Genomic DNA, 15183 nt, shown 5'->3' on the forward strand with positions numbered 1-15183 from the left:
CCAGTCGGTCAAAAAGTCATTCTCTAATATACCCCATAGTGGTATGCAAGTTGCATACCGCTAAGGTAGCGGCAACGGGGCCGTATTAGCAAAATTCCAAAGGAGAAACGAATGAGTACTGCAACCGCATCCATGAAAGAGTGCATCGAAAACTGCCATGAGTGCCAAACGACCTGTGCTGACATGCTGACCAGGCACTGTTTGTCCGAAGGCGCCGATCACGTCGAGCAGACGCACGTCAAACTGATGCTCGATTGCACCGCCGCCTGTGCGGCCTGCGTCGACTTCATGAGTCGCAACAGCGACAACCACGCACTCTATTGCCGGGCCTGCGCGGAAATCTGCAAAGCGTGTGCAGATAGCTGCGAAAAGGTCGGCAACATGGACAAGTGCGTTGAGTGCTGCCGCAAGTGCCAAGAAAGCTGCTCGTCAATGGCCGGTTGATGTGAACGGCCACGGTCCACGCCACTCCTGGATGCTGATGGATGAGGAAGCAAACTCGCACGTGATGAAGCACGCTATTCGCCATATTGACTGCGTTGAAAGTGAAGTCATTCCAAAGGAGTTTGACATGATTTTTGCGCGAACCGATGCGGTGTGTTTTCCCAAGTCATTTTACATAATTGGGTAGCGGATCGGTTGTTCCATGATTTCTACACCAAGTTCGCCGAACGTCGATTACCTCAAATTGAATTGCCAGACGTTGGATGATTGGCTGGGAAGGACATGGCAATCAGACGATCTGCATCGAGCCTTTGCATCGGGTGTTCTGGATGGAGCAAGAGATGCACTTCTGCTTCACAATAGCGAGAAAACCACCGCCTACGCGTTTTGGCTTGAGGCGGTCAATACCGCGATCACAAACTGGAGATTCGCGGACACCGATGATGACGCGAAGGATTTTCCGATTTCGGCGATTTGCGGAGTTTTGGAGAACGAACCAGCGGCCGAATCTCGATCGACATTATTCCACGGGTTTTCGATGTCATTTGTTCACTTGATGCAGCATGGCTCGCTTGGCGTTTTCTCCAGTGTTCACCATATCATCGGCGAAATGATTGATGGGCGCTCGCAGCATTCGGAACCACGACAACAGCGTATGGCGATTTCAAACGAAACCGACGCTCCGGCCTGCTTCGGAATAGTACAGAGCTGAACACTATCCGCCCTAACTCTTTCTCCATAAGAAGAAGACTGTTGATTGAAGAATCACAGCCCGATTTCTGGTGGTAACGAAATAGAACATCGTTGATCGCCAAGCTCTTCTCCGAACCTTGAAGCTGGACAATCTTCCGAAGTCGTCGTTCGAGCAAAATGTCGCAAAATTCTTCGGCCTCTTTTGATTCGAGCCACTCGACAAGCTTCTCGGGAAGCCGACGGATGTTTGCCACGTGATAGCAAACCGTCGCTTCCGATACCCCCAGCCGATCGGCGGCCGATCGCATGCTCAATCCCTCGACGGAAACCAGTATCTCTGTTCTTCGTGCCTTCCGGAAAACTTTCCTAAGCCGTCCCTTTCGCGAGCATTTTCTGTTAACCTGCTGGTTTATTGACGGACGCGGCAATTCGTGTTTTCCCGAGAGAAGGGCATTCTGGAAAGAAAACCGAAAAGTTGCGTTGGACGTCGTCTCGGGGAGTATCTTTGCCCAGCTACGCAACACTTTCATGCGTGAGCTGACAAAGGACACATCTGAGGTGATAGCCTGCCTTCGTATTGCCTCGTCCAGGCTAACTCAAAAGCACTAAAATCATCTAAATTGAAGCCGAAAACGTGGCATATATGGTGAGGAGAACTTAGCTCTTCCATATTGTGATTCACGGCATCTAAATGGCCGCCGTTTATGCGCCAGATACTTGAGGGCCTTTAGCTTGAACGAAACAAACTTGCAGCTTCGAGAACTTAGGTAAACAGAAAATTGACTGACAATCTTTCAGATATCGAGTTCGTGAGGCAAATGCTGCGACGTCCAGAGCGGCATCTCGATCGCTTGACGGTCGAGTTTCGTTGGGAGGTAACGCGGCGGCATCCAGTGTATCTCCAACTCTGGCAGGTCCATCAAGCATCGCAGGAAATGTCACCGCCAGGCTCATGGCAAGAGCTACGGCAAATCGAAGACGTCATCAGTGCATGCAATGCGATTCGTGTTGTTTCCGAGCCAGTTGACCCGGCGCTGTCCTTTGCGGAATTGTCGGCGATGGACCCCAGTGGCCTGTTTCATTGCAACGCATTGCAGCCAATCACAGTAAAGATGATGCTCGGGTTGATCGGAAAACACCTTTCGTCCGATTCGCTTCGTCAAGTTGCCCAGAGTTTCACTCGTCTCGCGGATGGCAAGGATGGCGCACTTGACACGAACGAAGCATTAATTGCGTTTGCAGAGATTATCAATTCGGTGGAACCAGAAATGGAGGCGGTTATGCCGGGACCGTTCTATGTTGTGAGCCCAGTCGCTCCACGAGAACAATGGCAAGAAGATATGGCGCGGTGCCAGAACTATTGGCGAGAGCAACTCAATCTTGAACCTAGCCGAGACCGTCCACGTGACTATTCCAACTATCTTCGAGCGTGGGATTTGAGTGAGGGATTCGGTGGAGGGCGATACAATCGTGATGGTGCAAAGTCGTTCGCCGAAGTCGGGCGTGTGCTGAGTAAGGACGAATCCACGATCAGAAGGTGGTACCACCGAGCATTCTTCCTGATCACCGGACACGAATTCTCAAACGAGAACTGGCATTCTGTCATGGGATTCCAACAGCTATCTGGGTTCATGGGGCTGACCATCAGTCCTGTGTGCCGCGAAAGACTAAAGCGAGCCAATTCGCAGCAGCACGATGTCGATTTCTCGACGGTGCAGCAGGATGCAGATTTTCTCGATACGGCAACAGCACCACTACCGGCAGCGGATCTTAGAGTGATTTGCGCACGCATCTGTCAGCTCATCGAAGACGGGCTCACCGATGGGGAAATCATCGACCAAGTTGAAATTGAATTCGGCCCGCAGCAGGACCTTGATGAAGCTGAAATTTGTAATGCCATCAACTACCTGCGTTCGCGAGACGATGTCCGAAGAGACTACTTGGGCGAACTCTGAAAAATAGCTTTCGGCTTAAGTGACGGTCGGCAGAGAGTAAGGAATCCACGTTGTTTCCTTGCTCCAGGTCGTGGCATGAACGACCAACGATTCAGAACGATCTGATTCGATGTCAATTGCAAGCAATTCAGACCGCCCAGAAGGCTGCCTGTCTCCAAAAGAGTTCGCCAGACGCGCTTTCGTCAGCAAGTCCACCGTTGATCGGTATCTCAATCAAGGACTGCTTACCAAGGTCCAGCGCAAGAAGGGCTACCGCGTTTGGATTCCCGAACGCGAACTCTACTCTGCGAATTTCGGCACCCCATTCCAACCTTTACCGGATTCGGATGCACGCGATCCAGACGGCATTCCCGAGGAGGAAGCCGCCAATCCGCTGCCGGGCAAAATTCCGGCGTGGATGAATCCTTGCGCAACACTAACGAAGGAGGTAGCAATGCCTAAACATAAATCAAAGGGCGACGAGCCCGAAAAATATCCATGCCAGTTTTTCGACTGGCCGATTTACCAGCGTTCAAGCGGCGTTTGGTATGCGGATGGCCGTTCCAATGGAGCCAGTCTGAAACGAACGTCGCTTGGAACCAAAGATCGAGATGAGGCGATTGCCAATCTCCATCAACTTGATCGTATCCAGGCCGAAAACTTGGGACTAGTACCGCGAACGAGATCAAATCCTGCCGACAAACGCTTGGCCCTGTCGGCTGGTCGCAAACTCTTCGACGCCCACAACGCACGTCCGATCTTGGTCGGAGGCACGAAACCCAGTACGCGGAAGCGATATCGGGCGATTCTCGACAAATTCTTGGAATTTGCTCCATCGGAACGCATTTCAGAATGGAATCAGGTTACCGAAAGAACCCTAGCGGAGTATGCCAAGCACCTCGACGATTTAGGCTACGCGCGAAAGACGATCTATGGAGAGTTGAATTTGCTCAAAACGGCATTCAAATGGCTTTGCAGGGAAGGGCACATCGACCGGAAGCCGTTGAAGTTGAAACTACGCAAAGCAGAATGCGAGCGTGCCTACTGCTATACCAGCGAAGAGGTCAACTCGATGCTTCAACATTGCGCAAACTCGACAGATCTAGGCTGGCTATACAGTGTCATTGTCGCCCTCGCATGCACAGGCCTGCGTATCAGTGAACTTGCATCTCTCAAATGGTCCGACATTCGTTTCAGCGACCGTACCTTGACGATCGCCGATGAAAGCGGATTCTCTGGTCAGCGCGCAAACGACCGTCGTACCACAAAGAGTAGTCGGAGTCGGCACATCCCACTCCGAACCGAATTGCAAGTGCTGCTCCAGTCGCTACCGCAAACCGATACGTATGTGTTCCGGGGGCCGCGAGGTGGCCGACTCAAACCGGACACTGTTCGCAACATTCTGGTGCGAGAAGTAATTGAAAAACTCTCACCGCGTTTCCCTAAAAAATTCGCTGGCCAACGAAGCTTCGAGGACGGCCGACTGCACAGTCTGCGACACTATTTTTGCAGCGTCTGCGCCAACACAGCCATCCCTGAACGTATTGTGATGGAATGGCTTGGTCACGCCGACAGTGAGATGGTTCGTCATTATTATCATCTCAGCGACGAGGAGTCGCGTCGAAAGATGGATCAGTTGCCGCCGATTGGGATCGAACCCAACACATCCGAAATCGAGAAAGATAAAGGCGAAGGTGACAACCTTGCAGAAGCGAACTGAGCAAGCCAAATCGGCTTCAAGACAACGATCTTGGCACACCTGTGGCACACCGCGGTGTGCCAAGAAAAAACACCCCCAAAAACACGGGGTTTTTGAGGGTGTTTTGACAGAAGCGGAGGACACGGGACTCGAACCCGCAACCCCTTACGGGGCAATTGATTTCGAATCAACCTGCTTGCCAATTCGCTTATCCTCCGTTCGATTGCACTATTATTCACAACATTGACTGATTTCGTCAAGCGGAGGCACCGCTCGCCTCGGAAACTATGATCCGATTGACGCCTGAAACGTTGCGAATTTGTCTCCATTGATCCAAAATATCTCTGTTTCCAGATAGGGCGGTTTCAATCCGAGCCGCGTCGGGGTGGTCATTCGTCACCCGCAAGTCACCATCAGACGGGACCGCTAACTCGACGGGTGGGTTCGCGGCGATCCCAATCGATTCGAGTTCTTTTCTCACCGCCTCCGAGAAGTCGTTAATCATGCTTTGCAGCTTACCCTCACTTGGCCGTTGAGTATGGGCAAAGGAGGATTCGACTGCATCCGTTTCGGCGGCATGATTCGAAGACGGTCCCTGGAGGACTTGCTCAAAACGATCGATCGTTTTCTCGACACCCCCCACGACCTCGCCGGCCACACGACCTACAACCTGCGAACCTAACGAAGCAGCTTGCATTGCCAAACGCGCGGATGTAATCGGTGAAATCAAAAGTATCTCGACAACTCAAGAGGACAAGAGGCTACGAAAAGAACCCCTAGTGTTTGTGTTCGGTATTGAAGCCGAATGCCTTTAGCCAAGATTCCCACTTGTGTGCTTCATCATGCGTATCGAGCTTCAATGTGTGCCATTCTTTGCAGCGATACTTCAAGTCGATATGGCCATTGTGTTCGGATCGCTCGACTTCGCATTTGAGTTTTTTGAGCGTCTTTTCGATCGTATCCGCCTTGGCTTCGTCATGAATATGTTTTGCTTTCCACTCTGGACATTGGTAGCGAACGGTCTCATCCGCGGTAGCCAAACCAGACGACAAAAGCCCAAAAGCGGCAGCCATCAATAAAATGCGAAACATGAACGGTCCTCGATAGGTTGATTTTGAAAGGGAGTGTTGACTCAATAATCGATGTGTTAAAGCATTTTGGGGCATACCGTCAAGGTCTTTGCGAAGTCCAAGGCAAAAAATCGATTGATCAGCCGCCGCCGACAAGCGTGACGAGTTCCACTTCATCACCGTCATTAATCATCGTCGTTGCATAATCCTCGCGGACAACGACGTCCGCGTTGACTTCAACGGCTAAATAGTTTGGCGGCACTTCGATGGTGTTGAGCATTTGTTTGACGCTCATCGTCGTTTCGATTTCAACGGGTTGACCGTTGACGGTAATGCTTATCATTGGGAATTGCCCTGGTATCTAGGCTGGTATCTAGGCTTTACCTTCATCAAACGCCGCGTCAAATGCGATGTTGCTGGGGGCAAAGTCGAGTTTCTTGGTAAATTCACATGCTTCCTTCGCACCGAAACAACGTTCCATGCCACAGTCTTCCCATTCGATCGAGAGGGGGCCGGCATATTCGATTTCGTTCAACGCTCGAATGATTTCTTCGAAATTCACTGCTCCTCGACCTGGGCTGCGGAAATCCCATCCTCGGCGTGAATCACCAAAATTCAAGTGGCTGCAATTGATCCCGCTGCGACCATCCAAAGTAACAATCGCGTCTTTGATGTGAACGTGGTAAATTCGATCGGGGAAGGCTCGAATGAATTCAACGGGATCGACTCCCTGCCAAATCAAATGACTGGGATCAAAATTGAAGCCAAACTCTTTTCGATGATCGAGTGCTTCGAGGGCCTTTTGTGCGGTGTAGATATCGAAGGCGATTTCGGTGGGATGAACTTCCAGGGCAAAATTCACTCCGCATTCGCCAAAAACATCCAAAATCGGGTTGAAGCGGTCTGCTAACAAGGCAAAACCGTCATCGATCATGCTCGGTGGCACCGGGGGGAATGAATACAGTAAGTGCCAAATGCTACTGCCGGTAAACCCGTTGACCACGCCGACGCCAAACTTTTGAGCTGCGCGGGCGGTTTGCTTCAGTTCTTCACATGCTCGCTCATTGACACCCTGGGGATCACCGTCGCCCCAAACGCAATCGGGCAAAATCGCTTTATGACGCGCGTCAATGTTGTCCAAAACCGCCTGGCCGACCAAGTGAGCGCTAATCGCATGGCATTGCAACCCGGTGTCGTCAAGCAATTGCCGTTTTTTTTCGCAGTAATCGTCTTCTGCCATCGCGCGATCGACTTCAAAGTGATCGCCCCAGCAGGCTAATTCGATGCCATCATAGCCAAACTCGGCAACCATTGGTGCTAATTCGGAGAGGGGAAGGTCGGCCCATTGGCCAGTGAATAGTGTGACAGGTCGCGCCATTGCAGTTGTCTCCGTAAGGAATCGAAAGGTGGGATTGGGTCAACGTATGGCTCCCATTGTGCCGTTCTATTGGATCGTATGCAACGGTCCATCGCAATGGAATGTTTATCCGTAGCTTTCTGCTTATTTCGACTGTAGCGATTGTAGCGATATCGACGATAAAACCCATGGAACGGATTGTTTCGTCGTCAAAGTTGACAAAAAGGTCGACCATCCTGACCACGAGTTTGATTCGCTTAAGGAACGCTTTGTCCGATATGGGGTCTGACCCAATAGCGACAAGCTAAAAAAACTGTTGATAAAACGAAAGTCCAATCAAGGGTCAGACCCCTTTTTGGACAAAGCCTAGGAAAGGTGCTCGCGAATGCGACATGTTACATTATCTGCTGTTGCCGCCCTTTGGCTCACTGTGGGATTTGCGTCAGCAAACGTGATGGCCGAAACATCGGGCAGGCCGGAACTGAGGAAGCTCAATATTCCCGGTTCCCAAGTTCAAGCAATTGCCACAAGGTTGAGCATCCGATATCGAGAGGTTCCCGGTATCACTATCTCACCTGATGCGCCCAACCACCAATTGGTGGTAATGGCCCCCGCGTCTGCACAACAGCAGATTGCGGCGGATGTTCAAACATTGTTGTCATCGTCGACCGTTCGTCAGGCATCGGCGTTGGGTCCCGTCAAAGTCCAATTGCATCATCGTTCGTGGGCTCAGTTTGAGGACGACCTCAAACAGATCGCTGGCACACCGCTGCCGATCACCACCAGCCGCAATGGCGAGCGAGCATCCTTCCAGCTTCATGCGACGCCGCTTCAAGGCACTACCGTCGAAGTCGATCGCCGAAACAATCAGGTTACGGTAACGGCCCCGAACAGTGCACAAGCGGGATGGCGAGAGGTTATCGAAACGATCGATTCGCCAGCAAAACGCCAGTCAGACGTGATGAGACTCTTTCGCTTTGAAAATGCGGAAGCGGCACCGGTACAGCGTGCGATTCGCATCCTGGCTGACCTCGAAGCCAACGGCTCAGCCAACGGTCACTTGACTCCGGTAGATGCCAACAATTCATTGACCAATGCACTGTTCCAACAGGATGCAGCAGCTGGGAATTCGACACCAGCCCCACAAGCCAGCACGGTTCCGAACATCGAGGGCGAAGTGACCGAAGAGGTTACCATCGGTGGCAGTGGAGTGATTGGTGATACGCAAATTCAGTTCGTTCCCGAACTCGGTACAATCATCATCCGTGGTGCTAAACGAGACGTGCAACGTGTCATGGATGTCATCAAGGAAATTGAAAAGCAAAGCGAAGTCACTCGGCCCGATATCGAGGTGGTCGAGTTACAACATGCCGATTCGAATGCGGTCGCCACCTTATTAGCACAACTCTACAGCGATGTGTTGTCGGCTCGTCAAGGCGAAGTCAGTATCACAGCGCTCGATGCGCCAAATGCCTTGCTATTGATCGGACGAACCGAAGCGATCAACAACGTTCGCGATTTGATTGCCAAAGTGGATCAGCCGATCGATAGTGCAAGCCGACTCAGGATTTTCCGGTTAAAGCACGCATCGGCTTCGGATGCAGAGGAAACAATCCGAGGATTCTTCACGGTTCGTCCAGGCGAGGATGACGAGTTGCGGCCTGCCTTGGGAACGCGTGTTCGCATTTTGGCTGACTACCGAACCAATTCATTGATCGTTGCTGCGGCACCTCGCGACATGAGTGAAGTGATCCGATTGATCAACGAGTTGGACGTTCAAAATGTATCGGCCAAGAGTGAAATCAAGATCTTCCCGCTCAACAACGCGATCGCCGAAGACTTGGCTCCCATCATCCAGGAAGCGATTAGCGGTGAAAGCGACTTTGACGGCGACGGAAACATTACACCACCTTCCTCAAGCGTGTCGATCGTTGCACTCGATGCAGAGGGTGGCCGGGTTTTGGATTCAGGTATTCTGGCCGGTTCCGTTGTAACCGCCGATCCCGGAGCGAACTCGATCGTTGTACGTGCTCCTGCGAACAGCATGGCGCTTATCGCCGAGCTGATAAGCCAATTGGACCGAGCACCCGGAATCGATTCACTCGTGAAAGTATTCACCATCGAAAACGGCGATGCGACGCAATTGACGGCAGCTTTAGAACAGTTGTTTGGTACCGAAGCGGCAACGAGTGGAACCAGCGTGGGAGCCGGCAACTTGGGCGGCCTTCCTTCGACGACAAGCGGTAGCGAAAGCTCGCTCGTTCCATTGCGGTTCAGTACCGATTTGCGTACCAACAGTATTATCGCCAGCGGTTCTGGAGATGATCTGGAAGTGGTCGAGAGCATTCTACTGAGACTCGATACCGAGGGCTTTTCCGAACGGATTACCGAAGTGATTTGGCTGCGACATCAAAATGCTGAAAATATCGCTGCTGCGATCCAAGACTACGTTTCACAGCGTTCGACTCGTCTGAACACGATCCAACAATTTCAACAAGGCGGTCTCGGTCCGTTTGACCTTCCCGATCGCGATTTGATTGTTGTTGCGGAACCCGTCAGCAATAGCTTGCTGCTTAGCGTTTCACCTCGACTGTATGAAGATGTTCGACGCCTGATCGACAAACTTGATCGACGACCACCGATGGTTTTGATCAAAGTCCTTTTAGCGGAAGTTCGCTTAGGCGACTTCTTCGAGATCGGAGGCGAAGTGGGGTTGCAAGATTCGATGATGTTCGACCGAGGTGTTGCCTCTGGTGCGATCCCCGGTGCGGGCGCTTCATCGGATCCTGGATTTCTCTTCAACGGCAACGGCACCCCCAATGTCAACTCGTTCGGACAAGAGAATGTAGCTGGCCGAGGTCTTAGTAGCTTTGGCGTTGGTGCATCAAATGGATCGTTGGGGTACGGAGGATTTGTGTTGAGTGCCGCAAGTGAATCGGTCAGTTTGCTACTGAGGACTTTGCAGGATTCGGAACGGCTACAGATTCTTAGTCGTCCACAAATCATGACGATGGATAATACCGAAGGCTTCGTCCAGGTCGGCCGCCAAATTGCACGAGTGACGGGTGTCATTAACAATGGTATTTCTGGAACTCAGGTCGTGACGGAAGACATCGAAGTCGGTCTGATCATGAATGTCCGACCTCGCGTTGGCGCGGACGGGTTGATTGTGATGGACATTGACGCCACCCGTTCGGCTCGAGATGAAAATAGCGGAACGACGATTCCTACCGGTGACGGAGGAACTGTAACCATCGACGACATCCTGCGGACAACGGCCCAGTCAACCGTCGCTTCCTATAGCGGTCAAACCGTCATATTCGGCGGGTTGATCCAAAAGGTACGGACGAATCAAAGTCGCCGAGTACCTTACTTGGCGGACATCCCACTACTGGGATACTTTTTCAAGTATGACCGTGAATTCGAGGAACGAAGTGAGTTGTTGATTGTGATGACGCCAATGTTGGTCACCGGCGAAGAGGATCTTGAGTATGTCAAGACCGTCGAATCGAGTCGGATGAGCTGGTGCCTAGCGGACGTCGTCGAGATGCACGGAGACGTCGGACTGAGCGGGGGCTATGGTCTTTGGGGACCAACAACCGGCGGAACGATTTATCCCGATTTGCAACCTACCGTTGATCAGTTCGAAACATCGACTTATCCCGAGGATGCCTATGCACCTGAATACTCCGCTCCGTCGGTTATTCTGAACGACTCGAACTCGAGCGTTCCATCTGGGGCAATCGATGCAGGTGTTATGAACCGCCCATCGGGGACCGTTCCGAGTTCACAGCCGTACCATGAGTATCAGGATAACGGAATGTACACGGCACCCTCCTCATCAGGAATACCGGTACCCGCGGAGGCCTCAGGACAACGAATGAATCCGTTCCCGAATGGTTCCTCCTCTCAGGGTTCAGGTGAACTTTTGGCTCCACCTGTCCAGAATCCTAATCCATTGGATCAATCCAATGCGGCTAAACCGTCAGCGTTGAGCCAAGCCACTTGGCAGGAAGTTATTCAAAAACCTAAGTCGGCCGCTCCAGTGCGACTCGGTGCATCCGGGAATTAGATCGCAAGGGGCAATGATGCTCATTGATAACCCTAGGCATCGGTTTTGAAGTTGCGGTTCAATCCGTAATCCTGAATCGATGCCGGGTATTTGGCCCTGGGTATAAGACCGGAGAGCTGATTCCAATCAGCTCTCCAAGTCTCGATTGGGACGGCATGTTCCAGGCCGGTTCTTACGCAGTTTCCAAAGTGGGAGTTACGAAAAGAACGGAATACAAGCCCCAGATTCACATCCGGGGCGACAAACTACCGTGCATTTGGCACGCGTAATCGCAACCAAAAAACTCCTCATCGGGTAATCAATGTAGCACCCTTTGTAGGAATCCCGCAAATTCGCAAGCCACATAACAACAACTCGAACCGCGTTCCTCGATCATGGAATCGATCATGAAGTATACAACTCAAATACTGACCACCACTATCGCCTTGGCGTTTCTCATAGGTACAACCGGTTGCACTTCGGTTACCGACAAGAAGCCAACGAAGTCGTTTTCTGAACGGATGTTTTGGAACAAAAAGAAGGAAGAAATTCCGGAGCCCTATCCGAATCCTGTCAAAATGGCTGTCACTTGGACCCCTGATACGCTCATGCAAACCGGCCGCACCGCGACCCGTGGCTTTGGCGGTCGGATCTTCTTCTATGATGAGAGGTCACGTCCCGTTCCCGTCGAAGGGACATTGATTGTGCATGGGTTTGATGAGAATAATCCCAACCCAGAGGCTGCTGTGAAACGCTACGAGTTCACTCCCGAGCAATTCACTCGTCACTTCAGCACGACCGATCTAGGTGCGTCCTATAGCGTTTGGATCCCTTGGGATGCCGTTGGTGGCGAACCACGCCGGATATCGCTGGTCGCATCCTTCAAACCCGTTGCACCTCAGGCAGAGGAGTTGAAAGCGGATGGCAAAACTCCTGAACTTCCTAAGTTGGTGCAAGGAATACCCGCGATGGTGATGCTGCCAGGTGTTAAGTCGGAGCTGAACCAGGTTGCTGAATCACAAGACTACTTGTCGCCACAATTCAAGGCGTATCAGCAAGCATCGACGGGTGTCAACACTCGCACGAGCGGATTGACGACAACAACGATTAAGCGTCGTCGCACATCGCAAAACGGTCGTGATCAAATTCCGTCGATCCAATTTCCAAATGGCTTCGAACACGGCAATCAAACTCAGATCGCCGCAAACGAGTCGACGCCATCCCACGAAATCCTCATGGCGCCGTCGACTGCCCAGCCAAGGGGACAGTCCTCCTCCACCGTGTTGCCAGCAAGTGCGACGCAGCCGATTCGTTAACGTTGCTGCTCGCGAGCTTCCTTTCGCGCAGGAAAGTCGACAACGACCAATGCCTGCGCGTCGAAGTCCCACGCGTACTCTTGGTAGTACGGTAACATCGGTAGCGAGATGCCGTTTGGTTCGCCCTTTTTGATGATCTCCGACATGAATTCGTCGTAGGTCAAGGGCTTGGGGTCTTTGATACTTTGTGCATTTCGAATTTGAATCGCTTGCGTCACTGCCATCCCACCGACCTTGGCAACGGTCGTTCGGTAGGCATCAGCACTTTGCCCAAGCGGATTGGTTGCTTCGATTTTGGTCGATGCCAAGACCGCTCCGTCCGCTAAAGCTTGCTTCAGATCGAGGACGTTTTGCGTTTTCTTTCCAATCGTTTCTCGCGGTGTCGCCTCCTCGGCTGTGACACCATTGGAGGGCGATTTGGAATCCTCCGTCGTTGTGCTAGCATCGAAACAACCGCTCAACAATGCGGTAGACATGACTGAGATAACGAAACATCGGTTTACGTTTTTCATAACAGTTAGACTTTCTAAGTTTGCCAAAGAAATAGGGTTGGGGAGTACAGGGTCAAGCTATTAGTGTAGTGGAAGCGGGCAATTTTATCTCGAAGGTCGATCCTTTTCCGGGAACACTTTTTAAAGAGACCTCGCCACCGAGTGCCAGTGTTAGATTACGAACGATCGATAACCCGATGCCGGTACCACCGGCAGCCAACTCACGTGTCTTTTCGCCTCGATAAAAACGCTCGAAAACCCGCTTTTGTTCGTTCGCCGCGATACCGACGCCCGTATCGGAAACGCTCAGTATCCAATGTTCTGCCTCTTCGCGACAAGCCAATCGTACGCTGCCTCCATGCGGCGTATAGCGAATGGCATTGCTGACAAGGTTGTTCACGATCGTCAAAACCGCTTCGTGGTCAGCGACGACTGAGGGCGGGTCGGGGGTTTCTTGTAAATTGGGATCGATGGCCAGCGTGATTTGATTCGCTTCAGCAATTGGCCGATTCGATCGCAATGACTCCGCAATCACGGTCGGCAGTGACACGACTTTGAAATGAAGATGTTCTCGACCAGCTTGAGCGCGGGCGAGTTGCATCATATCGGCGACCAGCCGTTCGAGTCGGACGCATTGACCGTGAATTTGTCCCATGAAGTGGACGGCCGCCCCCGGGTCGTCGTCAATCGCCATTTGTGCTGTTTCCGCATAGCCTTTGATCGCAGCCAAGGGTGTTTTTATCTCATGCGATAAGTTTGCGATAAAGTCACGGCGTATCGCCTCGATTTGCTGTGCTTCGGTTTCATCTCGAAGAATCATCAAAACGTTGGAATTAGCGTCGGACGTGATTCGATCCACCCGCACTTTCACTGGCCGAGTGACGACGCCGTCGACAATTTCGACCAACACCTTTTGAGGCGTTTGCCCAGCAAACGTGGCATCGACTGCTCTCGTTAATTCGGGAATGCGTACCACTTCACGAAACGAGCGATTGTGATAGGAACCATCGGGCGATAACGTTAACAAGCGACGAGCCCATGGATTGATAAGCAATATTGCGGATTCAGGCGACAAAACGACCACGCCGTCACGCATCTTCGTTAACGCCATTGTGGCTTGGCTGGCGGAAGCTCTCACCGAACTCAATTCGTGATGGGCGGCATCGCTTCGCTCAAACGCCTCTTGCCGCTGCCGCCGCAGGGACCCGATATGCTGTTCATTCAACTTTCGAACCGACACGCCCGTAGCAACGGCCATCGTTAGCAATGTCAAAAAGGAAACCGAAAAGGGTAGGCGATTTGACAAGAAAAATGCGGCCAACAAAACGATCGCGAACAAGCCGGCAGAGCAAACCGTCATTGCCGAAAACCAAGTGGGTTCCCGTTGCTGCACCGTTCGATCTTCCGGTTCGCGGTCACCGTGCATATTTAAGAGTTTTTCCATTTCATGCGGAGCCGTTAGGCGTTAGCCTCGGATTTGCAAGGTATCAACCGGGCTAGTGACGAGGCTCTTTATGAACGTCAATCGGGCCATCCAACAAATCCAGGAACGCTCGCATCCATGCCGGATGGGCGGGCCAAGCGGGGGCCGACACCAAGTTGCCGTCCACATGAGCCGAATCCATCGTCGCGGCTGGTTCAACAAAGGTCCCTCCCGCCAATGTCACTTCCGGACTCGTCGCCGGATAACAACTGCACTGGCGGCCAGCCAACACCCCCGCGGCTGCTAGGACTTGAGCACCGTGGCATAACGCTGCCACTGGCTTGTTCTCCGCAAAGAAATGACGAACGATATCGAGTACCCTTGGGTTAAGGCGTAAATACTCAGGCGACCGGCCACCAGGAATGACCAAGGCATCAAAATCCTTGGCCTCAACCGAGTCAAAATCTGCATGGATTGCGAAGCGATGCCCCACTTTTTCCGAATAGGTTTGGTCCCCTTCGAAATCATGAATGGCGGTCGCAACACTATCGCCCGCCTTCTTGCCAGGACAAACGGCGGATACGTGATGGCCAAAGGTTTGTAGAATTTGTAGAGGGACCATTGCCTCATAATCTTCAACATAATCACCGACCAACATTAATATTTTTTTTGTCGTCATCCTGTTTCTCTCACGTGCTTGTTTCA

General features: G+C 52.0%; 14 protein-coding genes and 1 tRNA gene. 6 read left to right on the forward strand and 9 right to left on the reverse strand.

The window, feature by feature from the left end; genetic code table 11:
* Positions 1-60: 60 nt before the first annotated feature.
* Complete coding sequence (locus Q31b_RS28275; RefSeq protein ID WP_231617603.1) at positions 61-312, reverse strand: hypothetical protein; 252 nt, start codon at positions 310-312, stop codon at positions 61-63.
* A gap of 82 nt (positions 313-394) precedes the next feature.
* Between Q31b_RS28275 and Q31b_RS28280 the strand changes: the two genes are divergently transcribed.
* The 4 genes from Q31b_RS28280 to Q31b_RS15245 all read left to right on the forward strand — a co-directional run bounded on the left by Q31b_RS28280 (position 395) and on the right by Q31b_RS15245 (position 4791).
* Positions 395-631 carry a hypothetical protein gene (locus Q31b_RS28280; protein WP_197171592.1) on the forward strand — a complete coding sequence of 79 codons (237 nt, stop codon included), beginning with the start codon at positions 395-397 and terminating at the stop codon, positions 629-631.
* Between the two features lie 15 nt (positions 632-646).
* Positions 647-1156 (forward strand): hypothetical protein, encoded by a 510-nt coding sequence (locus Q31b_RS15235; protein WP_146600554.1) that lies wholly within the window; start codon positions 647-649, stop codon positions 1154-1156.
* A 760-nt stretch (positions 1157-1916) separates the two neighbouring features.
* Positions 1917-3092 carry a hypothetical protein gene (locus Q31b_RS28285; RefSeq protein WP_197171594.1) on the forward strand — a complete coding sequence of 392 codons (1176 nt, stop codon included), beginning with the start codon at positions 1917-1919 and terminating at the stop codon, positions 3090-3092.
* A gap of 109 nt (positions 3093-3201) precedes the next feature.
* Positions 3202-4791 carry a tyrosine-type recombinase/integrase gene (locus Q31b_RS15245; protein ID WP_146600555.1) on the forward strand — a complete coding sequence of 530 codons (1590 nt, stop codon included), beginning with the start codon at positions 3202-3204 and terminating at the stop codon, positions 4789-4791.
* A gap of 113 nt (positions 4792-4904) precedes the next feature.
* On the opposite strand, the gene Q31b_RS15250 is transcribed toward Q31b_RS15245, so the two are convergent.
* The 5 genes from Q31b_RS15250 to Q31b_RS15270 all read right to left on the reverse strand — a co-directional run bounded on the left by Q31b_RS15250 (position 4905) and on the right by Q31b_RS15270 (position 7218).
* Positions 4905-4987: transfer RNA gene (locus tag Q31b_RS15250), tRNA-Ser, on the reverse strand.
* 39 nt (positions 4988-5026) lie between these two features.
* Positions 5027-5500 (reverse strand): hypothetical protein, encoded by a 474-nt coding sequence (locus tag Q31b_RS15255; protein ID WP_146600556.1) that lies wholly within the window; start codon positions 5498-5500, stop codon positions 5027-5029.
* A gap of 46 nt (positions 5501-5546) precedes the next feature.
* The gene (locus tag Q31b_RS15260; RefSeq protein ID WP_146600557.1) at positions 5547-5861 is read right to left on the reverse strand and encodes a hypothetical protein; all 315 of its coding nucleotides are present in this window, start codon (positions 5859-5861) and stop codon (positions 5547-5549) included.
* A gap of 118 nt (positions 5862-5979) precedes the next feature.
* The gene (gene thiS / locus Q31b_RS15265) at positions 5980-6183 is read right to left on the reverse strand and encodes a sulfur carrier protein ThiS (RefSeq protein ID WP_146600558.1); all 204 of its coding nucleotides are present in this window, start codon (positions 6181-6183) and stop codon (positions 5980-5982) included.
* 30 nt (positions 6184-6213) lie between these two features.
* Positions 6214-7218: a sugar phosphate isomerase/epimerase family protein gene (locus Q31b_RS15270; RefSeq protein ID WP_146600559.1), complete on the reverse strand. Its 1005-nt coding sequence runs from the start codon at positions 7216-7218 to the stop codon at positions 6214-6216.
* Between the two features lie 364 nt (positions 7219-7582).
* Between Q31b_RS15270 and Q31b_RS15275 the strand changes: the two genes are divergently transcribed.
* Together Q31b_RS15275 and Q31b_RS15280 are read left to right on the forward strand one after the other, a co-directional pair.
* A complete protein-coding gene (locus Q31b_RS15275) occupies positions 7583-11269 on the forward strand; it encodes a secretin N-terminal domain-containing protein (protein WP_146600560.1) in 3687 nt (1228 codons plus the stop codon).
* A 386-nt stretch (positions 11270-11655) separates the two neighbouring features.
* Positions 11656-12564 carry a hypothetical protein gene (locus Q31b_RS15280; RefSeq protein WP_146600561.1) on the forward strand — a complete coding sequence of 303 codons (909 nt, stop codon included), beginning with the start codon at positions 11656-11658 and terminating at the stop codon, positions 12562-12564.
* Here the strand turns inward: Q31b_RS15280 and Q31b_RS15285 are convergent.
* The 3 genes from Q31b_RS15285 to Q31b_RS15295 are packed head-to-tail and all read right to left on the reverse strand — an operon-like array spanning position 12561 to position 15157.
* Positions 12561-13076 carry a hypothetical protein gene (locus Q31b_RS15285; RefSeq protein WP_146600562.1) on the reverse strand — a complete coding sequence of 172 codons (516 nt, stop codon included), beginning with the start codon at positions 13074-13076 and terminating at the stop codon, positions 12561-12563. The genes Q31b_RS15280 and Q31b_RS15285 overlap by 4 nt on opposite strands.
* Positions 13077-13128: 52 nt before the next feature.
* Entirely contained in the window at positions 13129-14499 is a 1371-nt protein-coding gene (locus tag Q31b_RS15290; protein ID WP_146600563.1) for a sensor histidine kinase, read from the reverse strand.
* 52 nt (positions 14500-14551) lie between these two features.
* Positions 14552-15157 carry a DJ-1/PfpI family protein gene (locus Q31b_RS15295; protein ID WP_146600564.1) on the reverse strand — a complete coding sequence of 202 codons (606 nt, stop codon included), beginning with the start codon at positions 15155-15157 and terminating at the stop codon, positions 14552-14554.
* Positions 15158-15183: the final 26 nt, after the last annotated feature.

The organism is Novipirellula aureliae, from assembly GCF_007860185.1.
Taxonomy (GTDB): domain Bacteria; phylum Planctomycetota; class Planctomycetia; order Pirellulales; family Pirellulaceae; genus Novipirellula_A; species Novipirellula_A aureliae.